Here is a 17,497-nt window from a genome sequence, read left to right as displayed (position 1 = left end):
GGGCGAAATGTTTTTAGCTCTGCGTGAATTGAAACAATCAAAATTAAGATACGGATTAATCGGACTTATTATGGTGTTATTATCATTTTTAGTCCTTGTTATTTCAGGATTAGCAAATGGATTATCATATGATAATGCGTCATCGATTCAAAATATGGAGGCAAATAAGTTCGTTTTAGCAGATGATGCGGAAAATAAATTACTTCGTTCACAAATTAAGAAAGATGATGTAGATAACGTAGTAAATCAAGTAGGCGAGAAAGAGGCAGTTCCGTTTCGTGTGAAAGTTTCAACGTATGAAAAGAAAGATAGTTCGAAAAAGGTTGATATCGCCATTTTCTCAAGTGAACGTGATACATTTTTAGAACCGAACATTGTAGAGGGGGAGAAATTAGGTACAGCGAACAATGAAATGGTTGCTGACGAATCCATTAAAGAAAAAGGAATCGATATTGGGGATACAATTATCGATCCTGTTTCAAAGAAAGAATTTACAATCGTTGGATTTACGAAAGACCAAATGTTTAGCCATACACCAGTTGTATATGTAAACGAAGATGTATGGGGCGCTATTTCACAACCAAATCAAAAAGATTATAGTGCAATTGCACTTAATACAGATAAAGAGATTAAAAATGCCCATGTTATTGATAAGAAAGAAGTACTGCAAAGTATTCCAGGATTTAAAGAAGAGCAAGGAACATTAACGATGATCATTGCATTCTTACTTGTTATCGCTGCGTTATTAATCGGTGTATTCTTCTACGTCATTACGTTGCAAAAAACACAGCAATTAGGCGTATTAAAAGCAATTGGTACTAAGAACTCGTATTTAGCAAATAGCTTAGTCGTGCAGGCGTTATTCTTATCAGTCGTTGCGATGGTAATCAGTATTGTTCTTGTACAAGGATTAGAACAAATTTTACCAGCAGGTATGCCGTTCTTATTAACAACACCGATGATTGCACAATATGCAACAATCTTTATCGTCATTAGTATTTTAGGAACACTTATTTCATTATATCAAGTATTAAAAGTTGATGCATTAGAAGCGATTGGAGGCGGGATGTAATGACTTCATTATTAAAATTAGACAATGTAAGTAAAGTGTACGGAGAAGGGAATACGGAAGTAACAGCCCTTCATCCGATATCGCTTGATGTGAAAGCCGGAGAATTTATTGGAATCGTCGGTCCTTCTGGATCAGGGAAAAGTACGTTATTATCAATCGCGGGTGCTTTATTATCGCCGTCAAAAGGGGATATATACATTCGTGAACAAAATATTACGCAGTTATCCGAAAAGGAAATGACAGATATACGTTTGAAAAAGATCGGTTTCATTTTCCAGTTCGCAAACCTTGTTCCGTATTTAAATGTGAAAGAACAGTTACTCTATATTGCAAAGCTGAAAAAAGACAACAAACAAGAGTCTGAAAAGCGTGCGGATCACCTATTAGCGGCATTTGGATTAGGAGAAAGAAAAAATCATTATCCAAATCAACTATCTGGTGGAGAAAAACAAAGGGTGGCAATCGCTCGTGCGTTCATGAACAACCCAGATTTAATACTAGCAGATGAACCAACGGCAAGCTTAGATTCAAAACGTGCGCGTGAAGTCGTTGAAATGATGAAACGTGAAGTGAAAGAAAGTCAAAAAGCAGCCATTATGATTACGCATGATGAAAGAATGCTTGATGTATGTGATCGTATATTGACGCTTAGAGATGGACAGTTAATATAAAGAAAAAGGCCAACCGCACATGCGGTTGGCCTTTGTATAATTGTTTTTAATAAGTATAATGGCTTTATTTTGAGAATAACGTTTTAATTTTATTTCGTGTTACTAATAAAACGCCGCCTAATACAGATAACATACCTAAAGCCATATTATTTGATTGCTCACTACCAGCGTTAGGAAGTTCTCTAGCGTTATTGTTTTTAGTGCTATTATCTGCTTGCGTTTGTTTCGATTGTGATATTTCATTAATTTTGTTATCAACATTTTGCTTCGTTGTATGTAACTCAGCTAATTTGTCGTCTATTTTTTTCTCAGTATGTTTAAAGTCGTTGATTTTAATATCTAAGTCTTGTTTTTTCTTTGTTAAATCGTCTGAAACAGTTTGTTTCGCTTGTTTAATTTCGTTAATTTTATTTAGTAAGTCTTGTCTAGCCTTTTGTAATTCAGCTAGCTTATTTTTCACATCTTGTTTAGCTAGTTCTAAGTTAGCGGAAAGACTATCTAAATTGCCTTTAATTTTCTTAAGTTCTTCTAACGTGTTACCAGTATTCGGCTTATTTTCTTTTAGCTCAGCAAGTTTATCCTCAGCAGTTTGTTTCGCTTTCTTTAACTCAGCTAATTTTTCATCTACTTGTTTTTTAACTTCCTTAAGTTCATTAACCTTCTGATCGATGTTTTCTTTATGTTGCTTAATTTCATTTACTGTTTCATCGACAGTTTGTTTATGTTCTTTAATCTCATTAACCTTTGTATCAATATTTTCCTTATGTTCTTTTATTTCAGCAACTTTGTCATCTACTTGTTTTTTATGCTCTTTAATTTCAGCGATTTTATCCTCGGCGATTTGTTTGTCTTGCTGAAGTTTTGCATCTAACTCTTGTTTATGTTGTTTCATTTCGTTGATTTTTTCATCAGCAACTTGTTTGCGTTCATGTAGTTCATTAACCTTCGTATCAACATTTTCCTTAACCTTGTTAAGTTCATTCAATGTTTGATCCACGTTTTCTTTGTGTTGCTGCAATTTCGCATCTAATTCTTGTCTATGTTGCTTAATTTCAGCTAATCGATCTCCCGTACTTTGCTGTGGAGTAGTATCATTTACTTCCGCATGGGCCGAGTTTGCGCCTGCAATCATAGCTAAAGCTAGTGTAGACGCAGCGATTGTTTGTTTTGTTTTCATATTTTTGTACCTCTTTTCTTTCATATGCATGAACTGTTTTGTGTAGAATTGAGCATATAGAAGTAGATTATTTTATTATTATATACCATGTACGATGTCTAGAGGAAGTATTTGCATAATAATCTATCATTATGTAATTCTTATAGTCTCTTATTTTGGGGTAGGGGACAAGTCTTTAGAAAGATGAACAATTTCTTCTATAGTAGAGTTTACATCCTTACTATTGCGAATAACAAACAAATAATCAGCCTCGTTTTCTATAGGATCTACCACATCATCGTGAAGTGATTCAGTTTGTTGTCGTTCAAGTACTTCTTTGAAACTAGAATATCCACCTCTAAAAATATTCGTACTTCGCGTGCTTCGAGCTACTCTCTCATAAAGTACATTATCTGGAATGTCAAAGTGAACGAGTATGCGTACATATCCATTTTGTGGAAATGATTCGTTTAGTAAATATAGCCTTCCATTTTTACTGCGATTGGAGTTACTAATAATAAGGTGTAAATTTGTATGTTCTTTTGCATAATCAACAATGAATTTAGAAAGACCGTGCTTAAAAGTATTAGCACCTTCAGCCGGTTGTAACTTTTCGTAATGCGTGTTAATAAATTCAGCTTGGTTATCTTGATCCATAACGAAAGAATGGGATAACTCTTTTTCTAATGCTCTTGCAAATGTAGTTTTTCCGCTGTGTGTTTTTCCTACTGTAATAATGACGAATCGTTTCATATTGGCCTCCATGTGTGTTGTTATAATCTGGAATATTCAATGTAGATTGAAAATTTTCCTGCCAGAGAATATATAAAGTGTCGGAGTGATAGCAGGCTGGAAACTTGACAAAAAAACTTATTTATGCTATAATTTACCAATGTGAAAATAAAGTGTATAATAGGGTTCTCCTGGCCAGGGGAACCCTATTTTTATTGTCAAAATGAAGGAGTGTATGTGCGTGAAAAAAGGTGAAGCAAGTATAACGTCGCTAGTATCGGCTTTCGGAAGGGCATATCACAGAGATAATGTTGTAATAACCCAAAAATAATTTAAAGTAAGGTGTGTTCTATAATAATCACTTGATTCTTTTCTTTTTTTATTTTTATGGTATCAAAAACACTTCTTATAGATTCGGATTTGGTTTTATCGTCTATTAAATGCCAAACACTTTCCAGTTGCTTTATTTGATCCTGAACAAATTCTACAGAAACGTTTTCCTTACATGATGTCAAATCTCTTTCTAATTTCTCCTTATCGTTAAGAAGTAAGTTCATTTTTTCGTTGTATTTACTTTTAGTAATATCTCCTTCTATATATAAATCACTCAATCTGTCTATTTTACTGTCTAAGCGCTTCAGTTCATGCTCTATATCGCTTTTAATATCTCTAGAATCTAATTTTATTGTAGCATTCTCAAAAGACTCTGAAATATATTCTGCGAAAGCTTTGTCAACTTGTTCGGCTCTAATTCGTTTTTTGTTAGTGCAATTATTACTCGCTCGTCCGTATACGCAACGATAGTAGCGATAGTAGTAATCTCCGTATTTAGCTCTATCACCAATCATTGTACGTTGACAATCAGGACAAAGTACAATTCCACTAAACGGATAATAAGAAACACTTCTTGATTTTGTTTGTTTATTATTACGTTTTGTTAATATTTTTTGAGTCGTCTTAAATTCCTCTTCACTTATTATAGGCATGTAACCTTCATTCTTAATCGGAACCCATTTATCATTAACCGTCATATATCCACAATAGAAAGGGTTGTGCAGTATTCTTTTTACCGTGGACTCACTAAACTTATTATTCCGCCTTGTTTTAACACCCATCCTGTTTAATTCTAAGGATATCTTAAGTAGTCCTTTGGTCTTGGATTGCTCAAATATATAGCGAACCGCTTTCGCTCGTTCTTCAACTATTTCAATTGATTTATTACCGCCACATTTATAACCGTATGGGGGGTGTCCTGTTGAAAAGATGCCGTTTTCTCTCATTTTCCCAAAGACATCTTTTATTCTTTCCGAAATTGTCTCACGTTCCCATTGAGCCGTTGTTCCCATCATATTTAGTATCATTCGTCCTGTTGCGGTTGTAGTGTCTATGGATTCAGTGGCGCTTTTAAACGCTATATTATGCTCTTTAATCGTTTCTAACATCTCGTTTAAGTCTTTAACCGACCTAGTGAACCTATCTAATTTGTATACAAGTATTACATCAAAGTTATCAACATCATTGAACATTCGTCTCAATGCAGGGCGATCCATATTCTTACCACTAAAACCATCATCAACGTAATCATCCGAAACTTCCCAACCTTGAGAAGTTGCAAATGATTCTAATCTTAATTTTTGATTTTCTAGAGAAAAACCTTTTTCCGCTTGTTCATCTGTAGAAACCCTTCTATATATAGCACACCTCATTAAAAATCACCTATAACTTTCTTTACTTGTCCAATTATCGAAAATAATGTTTTTCTATCATCTATAGTATCTTTTTTATAAATAGAGTCTAACGTTATTGTATTACCATCTTTATAAATTTTTCTTATCATAATCTCATTATTTACAGAAACAAGAGCCATATCTCCATTTTCTAAACTTGATGTTTGCATTATTAAAGCTTTACTACCTTCAAATATACCAGGTACAGAATTATCATTTACATTTATATAGAAGAAGTCGCCTTCACTAATCCAACTAAAAGGGGTATCAATATATTCAATAGGATCACTAAATGAAGTTGTTCCGAATTCGCTTTTTATATCTTTATATACAGGAACCTTTTTAATCCCAATTACTTCAATAGTTTTGGATTCATCTAATTCAACTATTTCGGACTTAGTAACTCCTAATGCATTTGCTATACGTTGTAAGGCAACCATTGGTATTATTGTGTTTCCATTAACATAATTACTAATAGTAGAACGTTTTATCCCAGTTTTATCAGATAAATCAATTTGTCTCATACCTTTCTTTTTCATTATCTTCTTTATGTTTTCGCTCATCTTTTTAGCCATCATATCATCATTGGCGGTTTTGAAATTTCTAGGCATAGTAAATTTCTCCTTTATAGTCAATTGTAATTATATTTATAGTCAAAAGTAATTACATTGTAATTACTTTGTTATTACGTCATTCATTATATAATAGAAAGAACCATAAAATCTACACATTTCGTTCAAAAAAATGAATTTTTTACCCAAAAAATTAAATAAATTTGGACAAAAGGTGTTGCATTTGTTTTTTTGACATGGTAAGATTATCTAGAAAGGTGAACAGATGTTCGTATTGGGCGGAGTCTGTTTAATTATATGAAGTAGTTTTATATGAACATTATGATGTTGCAAAAAATAATAGAATAGTGCGGAGGAAATTATCATGGAGTTAACTTTTAGATTAGCAAGACAACGTGTAGGCTTATCATTGAGGGAGGCGGCAAAAGCGGCGGGTATTGGTTATAATACCTTACAAAAGTTAGAAGGTGACACTTCTAAAATTAAAATGGAAACTGCTAAGAAGTTGGCTGACATTTATTGTATCGATCCATTCAAGCTTTATTACGGCAAAGAAGAAGATTACATAAAACAAGTGAAAAGCGAGTTTTTAGCAAGTTAGCCCTTGCACTTGCTCTTAGTGAAAGAGGAATTATGCTTAATGTTAATCCAATTCTATTTAACTAAATAGGAAGGAAAAATGTATTAATTGGCTTAGTTACATTAATTTAGATAATCACAATCAATTTATCAAACTATAAGTTAGGTAAGGAGTTAGATAACTTAATGAAAAAATTAAATCTAACACATGAACAACAACAACAGTTTTTGAAACCAATCATCAAGTTTATACAAGAAAATCCAAATTTATTTAACAAAGGTGGAGAAAATAGTGACAATCGAGAGATTAAGGGAACGAGCAATCGAGTTAAAGCAAGCTAAAAACAATTTTATTGCAAACCAACAATTGGTGCAAATGCAAGCTAGAAAGGCAACTAATGAACCTATAGAGGTAACGCGCGGTTTTGCGAAAGATATGATTCATTGGTTGGACCAGGAAAACAAGGCTAATGAGGAATTGAAAAAAGTAACTCTACAATTAAGGAAAATGGAGCGTGAATTAAATGCCTAAAAAGAAACGTTATTTTACTAAGCAAATCCAGAAGCACGAAATCACTTTGCAAGAAGCCTGGGACGTTGTAAGCAAACATATGGAGCATGAAAGCAATTACGGCGGCGCTTCAACTTTATTCGTCGATTGGCACGACGTATACGGTCAAGGGTGGTATAAACCAATTTTACATACGGCACAAGGTAGAATTATTGTTCAAGCATCTGAAAAGTGGGGTAGTAAACAATGAATGAATTTGAACTAGCGGCGGCAAAGGCACGACTAGAAGCGGCGGCGCGTCAAATAAACAAGCGTCTGGAAGCTATTGAAACCACATTTGAAAACGGTAAAGGTGACGGTCATTTAAAAGCTGAAGAAATCAACTTATACCTATTGTTATCAACTGTTACTGGAAAGCCAAATAAATATATCGAATTTTAGGGGGAAACATTATGACAAGTTTATATAATTTAACGGGTGATTTTTTACAGATTCAAAGAATGATAGAGGACGGCGTGGACCTGGAAGTAATTGCAGACACACTGGAAGCAGTGGAAGAAGCGATTGACCAAAAGGCTTTAAATACGGCGTATGTGATTAAAACGAATGAAGCGGTAGTTTCTATTATTAAAGAAGAAGAAAAGCGCTTAGCAAATCGTAGGAAAGCTTTAGAGAATGCAAATAAAAGATTAAGTGACTTCTTATCACAATCTTTACAGGTAGCGGAAAAAGAAGTTGTTAAAAATGAAACCATCACTATTAATTTTAGAAACAACGCGCCATCGTTAGATATTAAAGAAGGGGCAGCGATACCAAGTAAATATTACAATACACCAGTTCCCGCTCCTGTATTGGATCGTAAGAAACTTTTAGATGATGTAAAAGGCGGCTTAGAAATTGAAGGTGTAGGAACTAAACGTACTAAATCGTTACAAATTAAATAAGAGGTGAAGTTATGAAGAAAACAAGCCCGTACTTAGAAGCGGTAAAAGAAGATAGAATGAACGCTATGAATGGTCTAAAGGAATTGGCGGCACTACCTAAATTGAAAGAGAGTTATTCTTTGTACGCTAGAAATTGTATAAAAAGGGAAATACGTTGGATTATGAAATCAATTCATGATATGAACAAAATTGTTAAATTGGAGGAAAAGAAAAATGTCTAAAGAACAAGCGGCGGTAAAAGAAGAAGTGAAGCATGACCAGGTTGAAGTGACTGAAGAAGACTTATACAACTTTAAAAGCATGTTCGGAATCAACGTCAATGACAATGTAGAAAAGAAAAATGGTTTATCTTATCTTTCCTGGGCGTGGGCATGGGCTGAAACGAAAAAGATTGACAAACGAGCGATTCAAAAAATTCATTGGTTTCCATACGAAGGTAACAAAGACGCTCTTGTTCCTTACTTAAAAACACCTAACGGCTTTTTTGTCCAGGTATCTGTGACGATTCACGGTCATACAGAAACAGAAATGTTACCAGTGCTAAACCACAAAAATCAACCTATAGCAAATCCAAACGCATTCGAGATAAACAAGAATCAAAAACGTTGCCTGGTTAAAGCGATAGCGCTACACGGTTTAGGGTTGTATATCTATGCGGGTGAAGATATTCCAGAAGGTGCTGAAGGTGGACAAAAAACACTAACAGAGAAAAGCAATGTAGGCTCAAGGAACGCCGAAACCGATAAACTAGGTAAAGTGGTTTATGCGAAGAGAAAAGCACTAGAAAAGAAACACGAAAAAACTGAAGCTGAAGTAAATGAAGTCTTAGCGCAAAACATTGTAGGTTGGGTTCCTCATACGAAAGACCCGTCATTATTAGAACAAGCTAAACAACTATTACAATCCTGGGGTGTGTAGTCATGAAGACAATGGTTAGAAAAGGTACTTCTAATACAAGTTTTATGATCGTAGAAAAAAATAAAAGGGAAGGTTTGCCGTTCCCAGTAACCGCGCCTGATGTACTTACTTTAATTCGTAAAACGGATGAATTAATGGAAAGAGGTTATGACTTTAAAACGCAGATTTATAGAGTGATAGAAGTTAAAACGCTCGAAAATAGAGGTGTTTATACCAGGGCGCTTAATCCCGTCAAAAAGAGTAATGCAGATGTAAGAGGGCGACACGATAAAGAACGAATATATTTTGAGTGTCTAATGGTTAAAATCCAAAACTATTAAACAAACATGGAGGAATTTGCAATGAATCTACATTTTAATACAGATGTATGCAACGAAATGAACCTAACACCATCTTTATTAGTTGAGTTAATAAGAGATTTAGGAGAGTTATATGAAAGCGACAATATCGAACTATCATATGATGAAATAATTGAAACGTTCGGAATGTCGATAGAAACGGCGGCGCCCGCTCTAAAAACCGTTGAATCGTTTGGTTATATCAAGTGTAAGAGAAGGGCAAAAGATAGAGAGTTTTCTATAAAAATTATAAAGAATCCACCAGAAGCGGACAATTACTTGAAACTTTTTGAATGCGAAGGATTGTTTTCCCCTAAAAGGTTTCTTGTTCTTACAATCCTGGAAGAGAACAAACACATTGGCGGGCTTAATTCTGTAGAAGTTGCCGATATGTCTGGGATTATGTCAAAGGATTGCGCGAATGCAATGTTAAACAAAATGGCTAAAGAGGGTTATTTGATTAAAAAAGATGTAACAAAAGAGTTTGTCAAGTTGGGTCACAAGAAAAAAGGAATGCGGATAGAATTCACAATAACGGACAAGGTGGTTTGTAAATATGCATGATTCTTTAAAGTTTAGTTCTGAAGTCGCGGAAGGCACTCTTTCTATACATGCGGCATTAGTATTGGAATTGTTACAAGAGCGCTCACAGAGGGAAGGGGACATGTTAGAAATAGATTACAAAGGGTTGTTCCCAGAAATGAAAGGTTACATGGATAACAGGTTATTCATTTTAATAACATTAAAGCGTTTGGAAAGTGACGGTTTCGGAGAATTGATATTCGAAGGAAGAACAAGGCGTTTCTTTAAACTTTACATGGATCAATACTTTGAACCAGATTTAAAGATAAACAAAAAATATGTAACTGGTATAGGAATTCGGAGAGGGCTTATACATGACATTATGGTTCGTAAGTTCGGAGACGGCGGCAGGATAGATATTCATGAAGCGGCACTTGTTAAAATGTTACTAGAAGAAACGAATGACGTTGTATCAGAACAAACGGTACTAAAGACTTTTCATAAGTTAGTGACAGAAGGTTATCTTTCATTCACTAAAGGTAGTAACAAGGGCATACCGTACAAAGAAAGAAAAGGGTACAAGATTTACAAGGTTATAAACGCATTATAGGAGGATTTTACAATGGTTAGAACGCATTTATTAAGCAGTACGGATACAATGATATTCAAACCCGCACTAGCGGAGCAACTGGGGCTAAATGAAGCGATAGTGTTGCAACAAGTTCATTACTGGATAGAAAAAAGTAATCATTACCACGACGGGAGATATTGGGTATATAACACTATTGAGAAATGGAATGAGCAATTCCAGTGGTGGGGAAAGTCAACTATAAAAAGGTTGTTCGGAAGTTTAGAAAAGGACGGTTACTTGTTATCTGGTAATTATAATAAGGCGGGTTTTGACCGTACAAAATGGTATTCAATCGACTATGAACGCCTTACCTATGCATCGGTTCAAAATGAACCAATGGAAGAGGTCAATATGAACCAATGCAAGAGTTCAAAGTGGACCAATGGAACGGTTCAAAATGAACTATTGCAAGAGGTCAATATGAACCTAACAATACCAGAGACTACACAGAGACTACCAGAGAATACAACAGATACTAAAAATAATAGTATCGCTAACGCTGAAGTTTCTTCTAAACTGAAAAAGAAAGCAGAACCGTATTCACCAGAATTTATTGAGTTGTGGGAGATATACCCAAGAAAGCAGGATAAGAAAGCGGGCTTCAGAGAATATAAAGAAGCTAGGTCCAGGAATCATAGTCACGATGTAATAGCTTATGGAATACAACAATATGTAAAAGAGTGCGAAACAAAACGTACAGAGGTTAAATACATTAAGAAGTTTTATAAGTTCCTGCAGGACGAAAGATACCTGGAATATAGAAGGATGGAAGAAGCGCAAAAGAAAGTAGAAGTGAAGAAGAAAGAAAACGAATTGAGGTTGTTCTAATGGATGATAACATTTGTATAGAGTTGGTGTATGGAAAGTTTGGTGAAAGTGATATAGAGTGTGTAATTGCTATTGAACACTTTGAAACGTGGGATGATGTATGGGAACACCCTACACATGATAGCGATATACAACAAATATTATACTTACCTGTTAAATATAAATGTTGGGGTAAGGGTATATGAACGGCTATTCAATGAATGAAGAAAAGACACTCGTTGTCGGTTGGGTTGCTGAATATGTAGTAATCGACTGGGAAACAACTTTAGAATATGAACCAGTAGCGTTTCTATACCTACCAAGAAAAATGAAGTGTTGGGGCAAAGGTAAGAAATAAAATCCAAATTTATTTAACAAAAATAGAAAGAAGGAAACAAAATGACAAACTTAGTATTCATAAACAATAACAATGAGGTTGTAACAGATTCGTTGATGGTAGCAGAAGTTTTCGATAAAGAACATAAACATGTAATGAGAGATATTGAAAATCAAACAAACAAATTATTGCAAGCTGACGAGTCTGAATTTGTTGCGTCCAACTTTGGACTTATCTCTTATAAAGACACTTTGAACAGAGATAGAATGAAAGCAACTCTAACTGAAGATGCTTTTATGATGGTTGCTATGTCATACGTGACTGTGGAAGCTATGAAAATGAAAGTTAAATTTATTGAAGAGTTCAAGAAAATGAAAGAATATATCCAAAAACAACAAAAGCCAAAATCAGCTATCGAACAGATCCAAAGATTGCTTATGGAAGGTACGGTTGAACTAAATAAACGCGTTGATGTCCTGGAGGATAAACTCGACAATCGAATGACTATCGACTATCAACAACAACGTCAATTGCAAAACGTCGTAGAAGGGCGCGTACGCCATTTATGGAACAACGGAACCCCAATGGGTAGGATGACTAAGAAGCAACTGTTTTCGAAAGCGTACAGACGTTTAAAAGATAGATATGGTACTTCAAGTTATAAAGATATTCTTGTTAAAGATTTTGACGAAGCTATGAAGTACGTTAAAGATTGGAAGGGTGAATGATTTATTTTTATAATAAATTTTGAATTTTGTATAAAAAAGGGGAATGGAAGATGGACAAGCAAAAACGGATTGAAATCATAAATTCACTTATTAATTATTTTGCGGATCATGAGAGAGAATTCTTTCGTTATAAAGATAGCATTGCTCATTTTAAACACGATGGTAAAAACCTTTGGTACGTTGACCACGGCACGAATGTTCCAATGCGTATGACAAGAAGTTCTTACATGAACAAGAAGCAGGAACACAACTTCTCAGGTGGCGGAACAATGTGGGGATTAATAAGAGATTTCACAGACTTTATTTTCGGTAATGATAATTCGAACGGGAAAAATGGCTACGGCGGATTGTATTGTACTCATTGGGGATGGTCAGAAGAAGGAATGAAAAAGATGCGTGAATATGCAAGGGAAATCGGATATTTAAAATCTTAATAAAATTGTTATTCTAATAAAAATCCAATTTTATATAACTTAATGGGTAAAAAGTTGGATAAAATGGTTTACAAGTTTATAAAAGAGGTGATAAGATAAAGCTTGTCAAAGTGAAACGGCAATCAATTGTTGAGGTGGTTATGGACAAGAAAAGCCACTTGTTAAATAGAATTGGAGGAAAATGCAATGAATTTAGAACTTAATCGTAAGAAGGTTGACGAACTAAGTGAAGTGGCAACCATCAAATATAACATGTACGACAAAAAGCAACGTGAAGAACGCGGGGAAATGGTTTTCAAATTAGGAACTGAAGGTTTTAAACATGTAACTACAATTGAGCAAGACTATTGGAAAATAGATGTTATGCAAAAAGTAACAGAAGAAAAGAAAACAGATCGCAAACAGGTTGATGAATTACAAGACAGTGAGCACGGCACTACATTGTTCGACTTTGAAACGTTACCGTTCGAACCTGGAAAAGAAGACGATGAATCGGAACCGAAACAAATTCCAGAATGGTTTCATGTGGATATGATGGTAAACGTGAAAGATATAGCGTTATTCTACGGCGTCTCACAATCTAAAGTTAATAGTTTAATAGAAACACTAGGGTTCGAGACTTACAAAGGCTCTGGGAAGTATAACAGGCGTTTTAGAAGCATCGGCGGAACGGACCAGGATAGGTTAAAAGAAATACACGACAACATTTAATAACTACATAACGGAGGTTTTGCTATGAAAAAGAATCAAATCATTGACTTAATTGTTAAAGAAGTTAAAGCGACAACCGAAACAAAAGAGCAATTCATTGACAGTCTGTTTGGCTCTTGCATAAGAGTTGGAATACAACCAAGAAAGGCACGAGCAATCGCAGAAAAGATTCATGAAGGCGACAAGAAAAACGTAAATAGTAGGCTATCAAAAGAAAAGCTATATGACATTATTGATGATATGGAAATATTCAACGGTTTCCAGTTTGGAGGGTGTTAGTATGAGACAAGAAGTTTTTGTTAAACAGTTCAATAAAAACACTGGGAAAGTTACTCATTATGAGTTTGAAGGTCACGAAACGGCTGAAGCGGTATTCAATTTTATAGATTGGTGCATAGAAATAGATGGAATGCACGGGGAAGAAATGGAGTATAGTATTGTTTCTTGTATGGGAGTTCCGCAAGAATGCATAGAGTGTAGATGTGAGCATTACGAGGACTATGTATTATGTATGAGTTGTGATTTAAATAAAAGTGTTGTCACAGGGAGGTCGTGACGTTATGAAAAACGAAATGTTGAAAGAAGCGGTTATAATGGGTAGTGTTATCTTTTGTTTATTCCTGGCGTTCGTATACTCATATAGTTGGTTGCTTGTAACGTTTGTCATGTAATCCAATTCTATTTAACTCATGTGGATTTAAAGACGGAAACATAAAAGGCGTTCAACCGCGTTTGAGTGCCTTTATAACTCGAATAAAAGGAGATAGTAATGAATAATACTAACGGTCTAAAAAAATATGAAAACCATTCAGAAATGGAAATAAGCATTCTGGAAGCTATGCTTGATGATAACACCCTTATAGATGAATGTAGGTTGAGTTCGAAGCACTTTCTTGACTCGAAAAACAAAGAGTTATACAAAACGATTATTCACTTGAATGATAAAGAAATGGACATTAACCCTCAAACGATTGTCGGTCATTCTGATTTAAATATCCAGGACGTTATGAAAGTGATGACGTATGGATCGTTAACAACCAACTTTGAATTCTATCAAAGGAGAATGTTTGACTTTATAGAGGTCGAAGAAATGAGAAAAGCAGCTAGCGAATTTTTAAAGGAAACAGAGGACCGAAATAGTTCTGATTCTTCAGAAAGGTTGTTGAATAGCGTACTTAAAACAACGGAAGAGAAGATTGTGAAACAAGAGGACTTCAAAGACAAACTAGCGAACCGAGTTCAACGCCATATGGATATGAAAATTGACGGGCTATCTGGTATAGACACTGGTTGGGAAGGGTTAAATCAGTTCACGGACGGTTGGCAAAAAGGAGATTTAATTATTATTGGCGGACGTCCTGGAATGGGGAAAACAGCTATCTCATTAGACTCTATAAGAAAAGGTGCGGAAAGAAATATAAACGGAAAGTATTTAGGAAAATTCTTCTCGTGCGAAATGCCAGAAGGTCAATGTATTGACAGATGGATTGCGGGTCAATCAATGTTACCTGTATCATGCATGAAAAACCCAAACAAATTTTTACCTATGTACGAAAGAAGTGAAAAATTACAAGCGGGAACGGGATATGCAAAATATCAAATGGCAGTAGGTGAACTTTCTGGAATGCCTTTGCAGATATCAGAAGAGAAGGACCTACGATTAATGAAAGCGGAAATGAGAAAGACGGTTAAAGAAAACCCAGACAAAGAATGTATATTCGCGGTGGACCATATTTCTCATATTAACGTGGACGGAATGACGGAAGATATCGTTAAATTTGCTCATATTGTTCGCGAATTGAAAGACCTGGCGGTTAAACTTGATGTACCTATTATTCTATTGGTCCAATTAAGCAGGGCTAACACGAATAGGGAGGATAAGCGCCCGACAATGGCGGATATAAGAGCGTGCGGAGAAATTGAGCAAGTCGCGGACGTTATTGTAATGCCGCATAGAGAAAACTATTATGACAACGATACAAAGGGCGAACGTTACCAGGTCATGGAGGTTATATTTGACAAGTATAGAAACGGGCGCGCGGGTGTTTATGAAATGATGTTTGACACTGTAACCAACGTATTTATGGATATAGAAAAGAGTGTTTCATAATGAGTAAGGGTAATTGGTGCGAACTAAGAATAAAGGCTTACAAAAATGACGTAGAAATATTGGAACGCGACAACGAAAAACTAGAATTAGAGTATCAAAAGTTAGTTGCTGACGCTCGAAAGGTAGTCGAAAGAATGAGTGCCAATAACGTTAGAAGGGCGAAGAATCTGGAAGGGATTTATACAAATGCGAAACTCCTTAGAATTAATGGTGAGTGGGTGAAACATATTGATAACAGTTAAAGAAGCGTACAAGCGGGCTAGGGACGATGAATTAATGTCGTTAATCATTGTTATAGAAGTCTTATTACAGTACGGCAAAATAAAAATGAACGAAGATTCATGCATACTTAATTTTTATTTATGCAACGGAAAGGATAAGTGGAACATACTTATCAAAAAAGAAATGATGAAAAGAGGAATTGCGGCATGAGAGAATTTAAAAGATTTTATAGTGGTTTAGAAGCATATCAATTAATGTTATCTGGAAAGGTGGTATCTATACTAGGGACAGACACAAAAGTTTTATTCAAATTAGATGAAAAGCAAAACTTTTCGTTATGCGAAAAAGAGGTTAATGAGCGTAATTGGAAGAAGTCAAAAGCTGAATTCAACTTGTTTATGAGTCGTCAATTTATAGAACATGAAGCGAAGGTTATGAAATATAAAGTCGGGGATAAGGTTTTGGTAGAAGTTGAGATTACGCAAATACTGGACCACTTAGACGCTCCTTGCACAGTAGCAAGGGTTCCGTATGCGACTGAAGAAGAGATAAAGGGGTTGGCGTAATGAAGGAAGAAACAAAAACACAATTGCAATCTGAAGTATCACACTTGACGGATAAGGCGGTTAAACTCACGAAGGATGCTGAATATCATCTGAAACAATACAGGGCGTCTGTGAAGGAATTAAAGCGCGTAGAGAAAAGAAGAGATTCAATCATGACTGAAAATCCAAATTTATTTAACTAAGGTGGAATATTAATGAAATTCAACATTGATACATTTAACGCGGTGTTATTTCTATTCGTTGTAATTATCTGGGGTTCGGTTGGTTACTTGCTATTTGATGGTATAAAGGCGGTCTTCTCATGAAGCCGCTAAACGAAATGAGTATAACAGAACTTGAATTCGAGTTATGGAGATTAAAGCAAGCGCCGTACGACGAAATGGACCACGATAAAATGGGCGCTATTGCGTACGAGATTAAGGAGAGAGCATACATTGAAATTGAATAAAACATGGGTCAACAAAACGGGTTCTTTAACTTTTGAGGTTAGAGAATGCATTGATAAGAATTTATTGTCGTACAGGTATTACGTTATTACTGAAGACGGGAACGAAACATTAAAAGGCAGAGCGGGTACAAGGGCGACTGCTATTAAGTGGTTGAAACGCGAGTACGATATTGAAGGTATGTTCAAAGAGAAAAAGAAGAAAAGAAAACGAATTAAGGCTACTAAGGTTGAATATGACGGCTATAAATTTGATTCCATTTCCGAACGTGAATTTTATATCTATCTACAAAATAATAAAGCCGTCACAAACATCAAAGTACACCCGCGTTTCGAGTTGCAAAAAGGGTACACAATGACATCTATCGCCGATGATGCAAAGGACGGAATAAAGAAAGTAAGACCAATAACGTTTAGTCCTGATTTCGTGTGTGAGGTATTCGATATACCAAAAGCGTTCGATGTAAAGGGATCCAAACGCGCTATCAATGAAACGTTCCCTCTACGTCGAAAGTTATTTGAAAAAACCTACTGTATGGAGTGCCTGGTTGCTATATACAACGAGAAATCGAAGGAGTGGGAATTGTCATGACGTACAAAGAGAAAAAGATAAGCGATTATTCTGATACTGATTTGTATATCAATAAACACACTCTTTTGAAAGAGGTATATAACGCGGTTGATAGAGGGTATTACAACGCCGCTAAAGGATACATAAATACATTAATTGCAATAGATGAAGAACTAAAAAGGAGAAATTAAAG

At 35.2% G+C, this 17,497-nt stretch carries 31 protein-coding genes and 1 pseudogene; 28 read left to right on the top strand and 4 right to left on the bottom strand.

All coding sequences use genetic code 11. From position 1 onward, the window contains the following. Positions 1 to 7: 7 nt before the first annotated feature. Both DPQ31_RS15930 and DPQ31_RS15925 read left to right on the top strand, forming a co-directional pair. The gene (locus DPQ31_RS15930; RefSeq protein WP_208730687.1) at positions 8 to 1,072 is read left to right on the top strand and encodes an ABC transporter permease; all 1,065 of its coding nucleotides are present in this window, start codon (positions 8 to 10) and stop codon (positions 1,070 to 1,072) included. After that, positions 1,072 to 1,743, top strand: a complete 672-nt coding sequence (locus DPQ31_RS15925; RefSeq protein WP_000202616.1) for an ABC transporter ATP-binding protein — start codon at positions 1,072 to 1,074, stop codon at positions 1,741 to 1,743. The genes DPQ31_RS15930 and DPQ31_RS15925 overlap by 1 nt, the downstream gene beginning before the upstream one ends. Before the next feature lie 64 nt (positions 1,744 to 1,807). Here the strand turns inward: DPQ31_RS15925 and DPQ31_RS15920 are convergent, their stop codons facing one another. Further along, entirely contained in the window at positions 1,808 to 2,920 is a 1,113-nt protein-coding gene (locus DPQ31_RS15920) for an LPXTG cell wall anchor domain-containing protein (RefSeq protein ID WP_208730686.1), read from the bottom strand. Between the two features lie 150 nt (positions 2,921 to 3,070). Then, entirely contained in the window at positions 3,071 to 3,652 is a 582-nt protein-coding gene (locus tag DPQ31_RS15915; protein ID WP_208730685.1) for an AAA family ATPase, read from the bottom strand. 214 nt (positions 3,653 to 3,866) lie between these two features. Here DPQ31_RS15915 and DPQ31_RS29705 point away from each other — a divergent pair. Next, positions 3,867 to 3,938, top strand: a pseudogene (locus DPQ31_RS29705) (methyltransferase); the annotation flags it as partial. Positions 3,939 to 3,963: 25 nt separating this feature from the next. Here the strand turns inward: DPQ31_RS29705 and DPQ31_RS15910 are convergent. Both DPQ31_RS15910 and DPQ31_RS15905 read right to left on the bottom strand, forming a co-directional pair. Next, entirely contained in the window at positions 3,964 to 5,337 is a 1,374-nt protein-coding gene (locus DPQ31_RS15910) for a recombinase family protein (RefSeq protein ID WP_208730684.1), read from the bottom strand. Beyond that, entirely contained in the window at positions 5,337 to 5,969 is a 633-nt protein-coding gene (locus DPQ31_RS15905) for a LexA family protein (RefSeq protein ID WP_208730683.1), read from the bottom strand. The genes DPQ31_RS15910 and DPQ31_RS15905 overlap by 1 nt, the downstream gene beginning before the upstream one ends. A 325-nt stretch (positions 5,970 to 6,294) precedes the next feature. Here DPQ31_RS15905 and DPQ31_RS15900 point away from each other — a divergent pair, with 325 nt between their 5' ends. The 25 genes from DPQ31_RS15900 to DPQ31_RS15780 all read left to right on the top strand — a co-directional run bounded on the left by DPQ31_RS15900 (position 6,295) and on the right by DPQ31_RS15780 (position 17,495). Further along, on the top strand, positions 6,295 to 6,531 hold the full coding sequence (locus DPQ31_RS15900) for a helix-turn-helix domain-containing protein (RefSeq protein ID WP_261797456.1): 237 nt from the start codon (positions 6,295 to 6,297) through the stop codon (positions 6,529 to 6,531). Between the two features lie 270 nt (positions 6,532 to 6,801). After that, positions 6,802 to 7,041, top strand: coding sequence for a hypothetical protein (locus DPQ31_RS15895; protein WP_208730682.1), 240 nt, complete (start codon positions 6,802 to 6,804; stop codon positions 7,039 to 7,041). Beyond that, positions 7,034 to 7,270: a hypothetical protein gene (locus tag DPQ31_RS15890; protein ID WP_208730681.1), complete on the top strand. Its 237-nt coding sequence runs from the start codon at positions 7,034 to 7,036 to the stop codon at positions 7,268 to 7,270. Before DPQ31_RS15895 ends, DPQ31_RS15890 begins: the two co-directional genes overlap by 8 nt. Further along, entirely contained in the window at positions 7,267 to 7,461 is a 195-nt protein-coding gene (locus DPQ31_RS15885) for a hypothetical protein (protein ID WP_208730680.1), read from the top strand. The genes DPQ31_RS15890 and DPQ31_RS15885 overlap by 4 nt, the downstream gene beginning before the upstream one ends. Before the next feature lie 11 nt (positions 7,462 to 7,472). Continuing rightward, positions 7,473 to 7,964 (top strand): siphovirus Gp157 family protein, encoded by a 492-nt coding sequence (locus tag DPQ31_RS15880; protein ID WP_208730679.1) that lies wholly within the window; start codon positions 7,473 to 7,475, stop codon positions 7,962 to 7,964. Between the two features lie 11 nt (positions 7,965 to 7,975). After that, the gene (locus DPQ31_RS15875; RefSeq protein WP_208730678.1) at positions 7,976 to 8,185 is read left to right on the top strand and encodes a hypothetical protein; all 210 of its coding nucleotides are present in this window, start codon (positions 7,976 to 7,978) and stop codon (positions 8,183 to 8,185) included. After that, entirely contained in the window at positions 8,178 to 8,882 is a 705-nt protein-coding gene (locus DPQ31_RS15870) for a Sak single strand annealing protein (RefSeq protein ID WP_208730677.1), read from the top strand. Before DPQ31_RS15875 ends, DPQ31_RS15870 begins: the two co-directional genes overlap by 8 nt. A 2-nt stretch (positions 8,883 to 8,884) precedes the next feature. Next, positions 8,885 to 9,202 (top strand): hypothetical protein, encoded by a 318-nt coding sequence (locus tag DPQ31_RS15865; RefSeq protein ID WP_208730676.1) that lies wholly within the window; start codon positions 8,885 to 8,887, stop codon positions 9,200 to 9,202. A 21-nt stretch (positions 9,203 to 9,223) separates the two neighbouring features. Beyond that, the gene (locus DPQ31_RS15860; protein ID WP_208730675.1) at positions 9,224 to 9,784 is read left to right on the top strand and encodes a hypothetical protein; all 561 of its coding nucleotides are present in this window, start codon (positions 9,224 to 9,226) and stop codon (positions 9,782 to 9,784) included. Further along, on the top strand, positions 9,777 to 10,352 hold the full coding sequence (locus DPQ31_RS15855; protein ID WP_208730674.1) for a hypothetical protein: 576 nt from the start codon (positions 9,777 to 9,779) through the stop codon (positions 10,350 to 10,352). The genes DPQ31_RS15860 and DPQ31_RS15855 overlap by 8 nt, the downstream gene beginning before the upstream one ends. A gap of 12 nt (positions 10,353 to 10,364) precedes the next feature. Beyond that, on the top strand, positions 10,365 to 11,201 hold the full coding sequence (locus DPQ31_RS15850) for an LvrA C-terminal domain-related protein (protein ID WP_208730673.1): 837 nt from the start codon (positions 10,365 to 10,367) through the stop codon (positions 11,199 to 11,201). Then, complete coding sequence (locus DPQ31_RS15845) at positions 11,201 to 11,386, top strand: hypothetical protein (protein WP_208730672.1); 186 nt, start codon at positions 11,201 to 11,203, stop codon at positions 11,384 to 11,386. Before DPQ31_RS15850 ends, DPQ31_RS15845 begins: the two co-directional genes overlap by 1 nt. Next, on the top strand, positions 11,383 to 11,538 hold the full coding sequence (locus DPQ31_RS15840; RefSeq protein ID WP_208730671.1) for a hypothetical protein: 156 nt from the start codon (positions 11,383 to 11,385) through the stop codon (positions 11,536 to 11,538). The genes DPQ31_RS15845 and DPQ31_RS15840 overlap by 4 nt, the downstream gene beginning before the upstream one ends. Before the next feature lie 41 nt (positions 11,539 to 11,579). Further along, the gene (locus DPQ31_RS15835) at positions 11,580 to 12,245 is read left to right on the top strand and encodes a Rha family transcriptional regulator (protein WP_208730670.1); all 666 of its coding nucleotides are present in this window, start codon (positions 11,580 to 11,582) and stop codon (positions 12,243 to 12,245) included. A 50-nt stretch (positions 12,246 to 12,295) separates the two neighbouring features. Then, positions 12,296 to 12,679, top strand: coding sequence for a hypothetical protein (locus DPQ31_RS15830; RefSeq protein WP_208730669.1), 384 nt, complete (start codon positions 12,296 to 12,298; stop codon positions 12,677 to 12,679). Positions 12,680 to 12,865: 186 nt separating this feature from the next. After that, on the top strand, positions 12,866 to 13,390 hold the full coding sequence (locus DPQ31_RS15825; protein ID WP_208730668.1) for a hypothetical protein: 525 nt from the start codon (positions 12,866 to 12,868) through the stop codon (positions 13,388 to 13,390). Between the two features lie 24 nt (positions 13,391 to 13,414). Beyond that, positions 13,415 to 13,669, top strand: a complete 255-nt coding sequence (locus DPQ31_RS15820; RefSeq protein ID WP_208730667.1) for a hypothetical protein — start codon at positions 13,415 to 13,417, stop codon at positions 13,667 to 13,669. Position 13,670: 1 nt separating this feature from the next. Next, positions 13,671 to 13,946, top strand: coding sequence for a hypothetical protein (locus DPQ31_RS15815; RefSeq protein ID WP_208730666.1), 276 nt, complete (start codon positions 13,671 to 13,673; stop codon positions 13,944 to 13,946). A gap of 213 nt (positions 13,947 to 14,159) precedes the next feature. Beyond that, on the top strand, positions 14,160 to 15,500 hold the full coding sequence (locus DPQ31_RS15810; protein ID WP_208730665.1) for a replicative DNA helicase: 1,341 nt from the start codon (positions 14,160 to 14,162) through the stop codon (positions 15,498 to 15,500). Continuing rightward, positions 15,500 to 15,742, top strand: a complete 243-nt coding sequence (locus tag DPQ31_RS15805) for a hypothetical protein (RefSeq protein ID WP_208730664.1) — start codon at positions 15,500 to 15,502, stop codon at positions 15,740 to 15,742. Before DPQ31_RS15810 ends, DPQ31_RS15805 begins: the two co-directional genes overlap by 1 nt. 186 nt (positions 15,743 to 15,928) lie before the next feature. After that, positions 15,929 to 16,288 (top strand): hypothetical protein, encoded by a 360-nt coding sequence (locus DPQ31_RS15800; RefSeq protein ID WP_208730663.1) that lies wholly within the window; start codon positions 15,929 to 15,931, stop codon positions 16,286 to 16,288. After that, positions 16,288 to 16,470, top strand: a complete 183-nt coding sequence (locus DPQ31_RS15795; protein ID WP_208730662.1) for a hypothetical protein — start codon at positions 16,288 to 16,290, stop codon at positions 16,468 to 16,470. Before DPQ31_RS15800 ends, DPQ31_RS15795 begins: the two co-directional genes overlap by 1 nt. A gap of 119 nt (positions 16,471 to 16,589) precedes the next feature. Beyond that, complete coding sequence (locus DPQ31_RS15790) at positions 16,590 to 16,736, top strand: hypothetical protein (protein WP_208730661.1); 147 nt, start codon at positions 16,590 to 16,592, stop codon at positions 16,734 to 16,736. Then, positions 16,723 to 17,325 (top strand): DUF1064 domain-containing protein, encoded by a 603-nt coding sequence (locus DPQ31_RS15785; RefSeq protein WP_208730660.1) that lies wholly within the window; start codon positions 16,723 to 16,725, stop codon positions 17,323 to 17,325. Before DPQ31_RS15790 ends, DPQ31_RS15785 begins: the two co-directional genes overlap by 14 nt. Then, positions 17,322 to 17,495 carry a hypothetical protein gene (locus tag DPQ31_RS15780; RefSeq protein WP_208730659.1) on the top strand — a complete coding sequence of 58 codons (174 nt, stop codon included), beginning with the start codon at positions 17,322 to 17,324 and terminating at the stop codon, positions 17,493 to 17,495. The genes DPQ31_RS15785 and DPQ31_RS15780 overlap by 4 nt, the downstream gene beginning before the upstream one ends. The last annotated feature ends 2 nt before the right edge of the window (positions 17,496 to 17,497 follow it).

The organism is Bacillus sp. COPE52, from assembly GCF_003355115.1.
Classification (GTDB): domain Bacteria; phylum Bacillota; class Bacilli; order Bacillales; family Bacillaceae_G; genus Bacillus_A; species Bacillus_A toyonensis.
This window is presented reverse-complemented; position numbering and strand designations above follow the sequence as displayed.

Excerpts from the sequence above, each read along its gene's own strand:
- DPQ31_RS15900 (WP_261797456.1), top strand. The coding sequence starts at position 6,295 with ATGGAGTTAACTTTTAGATTAGCAAGACAACGTGTAGGCTTATCATTG.
- DPQ31_RS15800 (WP_208730663.1), top strand. The coding sequence starts at position 15,929 with ATGAGAGAATTTAAAAGATTTTATAGTGGTTTAGAAGCATATCAATTA.
- DPQ31_RS15780 (WP_208730659.1), top strand. The coding sequence starts at position 17,322 with ATGACGTACAAAGAGAAAAAGATAAGCGATTATTCTGATACTGATTTG.
- DPQ31_RS15790 (WP_208730661.1), top strand. The coding sequence starts at position 16,590 with ATGAAGCCGCTAAACGAAATGAGTATAACAGAACTTGAATTCGAGTTA.
- DPQ31_RS15855 (WP_208730674.1), top strand. The coding sequence starts at position 9,777 with ATGCATGATTCTTTAAAGTTTAGTTCTGAAGTCGCGGAAGGCACTCTT.
- DPQ31_RS15840 (WP_208730671.1), top strand. The coding sequence starts at position 11,383 with ATGAACGGCTATTCAATGAATGAAGAAAAGACACTCGTTGTCGGTTGG.
- DPQ31_RS15890 (WP_208730681.1), top strand. The coding sequence starts at position 7,034 with ATGCCTAAAAAGAAACGTTATTTTACTAAGCAAATCCAGAAGCACGAA.
- DPQ31_RS15795 (WP_208730662.1), top strand. The coding sequence starts at position 16,288 with ATGAAGGAAGAAACAAAAACACAATTGCAATCTGAAGTATCACACTTG.
- DPQ31_RS15825 (WP_208730668.1), top strand. The coding sequence starts at position 12,866 with ATGAATTTAGAACTTAATCGTAAGAAGGTTGACGAACTAAGTGAAGTG.
- DPQ31_RS15915 (WP_208730685.1), bottom strand. The coding sequence starts at position 3,652 with ATGAAACGATTCGTCATTATTACAGTAGGAAAAACACACAGCGGAAAA.
- DPQ31_RS15885 (WP_208730680.1), top strand. The coding sequence starts at position 7,267 with ATGAATGAATTTGAACTAGCGGCGGCAAAGGCACGACTAGAAGCGGCG.
- DPQ31_RS15875 (WP_208730678.1), top strand. The coding sequence starts at position 7,976 with ATGAAGAAAACAAGCCCGTACTTAGAAGCGGTAAAAGAAGATAGAATG.
- DPQ31_RS15910 (WP_208730684.1), bottom strand. The coding sequence starts at position 5,337 with ATGAGGTGTGCTATATATAGAAGGGTTTCTACAGATGAACAAGCGGAA.
- DPQ31_RS15845 (WP_208730672.1), top strand. The coding sequence starts at position 11,201 with ATGGATGATAACATTTGTATAGAGTTGGTGTATGGAAAGTTTGGTGAA.
- DPQ31_RS15830 (WP_208730669.1), top strand. The coding sequence starts at position 12,296 with ATGGACAAGCAAAAACGGATTGAAATCATAAATTCACTTATTAATTAT.
- DPQ31_RS15820 (WP_208730667.1), top strand. The coding sequence starts at position 13,415 with ATGAAAAAGAATCAAATCATTGACTTAATTGTTAAAGAAGTTAAAGCG.
- DPQ31_RS15880 (WP_208730679.1), top strand. The coding sequence starts at position 7,473 with ATGACAAGTTTATATAATTTAACGGGTGATTTTTTACAGATTCAAAGA.
- DPQ31_RS15870 (WP_208730677.1), top strand. The coding sequence starts at position 8,178 with ATGTCTAAAGAACAAGCGGCGGTAAAAGAAGAAGTGAAGCATGACCAG.
- DPQ31_RS15815 (WP_208730666.1), top strand. The coding sequence starts at position 13,671 with ATGAGACAAGAAGTTTTTGTTAAACAGTTCAATAAAAACACTGGGAAA.
- DPQ31_RS15930 (WP_208730687.1), top strand. The coding sequence starts at position 8 with ATGTTTTTAGCTCTGCGTGAATTGAAACAATCAAAATTAAGATACGGA.
- DPQ31_RS15810 (WP_208730665.1), top strand. The coding sequence starts at position 14,160 with ATGAATAATACTAACGGTCTAAAAAAATATGAAAACCATTCAGAAATG.
- DPQ31_RS15805 (WP_208730664.1), top strand. The coding sequence starts at position 15,500 with ATGAGTAAGGGTAATTGGTGCGAACTAAGAATAAAGGCTTACAAAAAT.
- DPQ31_RS15865 (WP_208730676.1), top strand. The coding sequence starts at position 8,885 with ATGAAGACAATGGTTAGAAAAGGTACTTCTAATACAAGTTTTATGATC.
- DPQ31_RS15905 (WP_208730683.1), bottom strand. The coding sequence starts at position 5,969 with ATGCCTAGAAATTTCAAAACCGCCAATGATGATATGATGGCTAAAAAG.
- DPQ31_RS15860 (WP_208730675.1), top strand. The coding sequence starts at position 9,224 with ATGAATCTACATTTTAATACAGATGTATGCAACGAAATGAACCTAACA.
- DPQ31_RS15925 (WP_000202616.1), top strand. The coding sequence starts at position 1,072 with ATGACTTCATTATTAAAATTAGACAATGTAAGTAAAGTGTACGGAGAA.
- DPQ31_RS15850 (WP_208730673.1), top strand. The coding sequence starts at position 10,365 with ATGGTTAGAACGCATTTATTAAGCAGTACGGATACAATGATATTCAAA.
- DPQ31_RS15920 (WP_208730686.1), bottom strand. The coding sequence starts at position 2,920 with ATGAAAACAAAACAAACAATCGCTGCGTCTACACTAGCTTTAGCTATG.
- DPQ31_RS15835 (WP_208730670.1), top strand. The coding sequence starts at position 11,580 with ATGACAAACTTAGTATTCATAAACAATAACAATGAGGTTGTAACAGAT.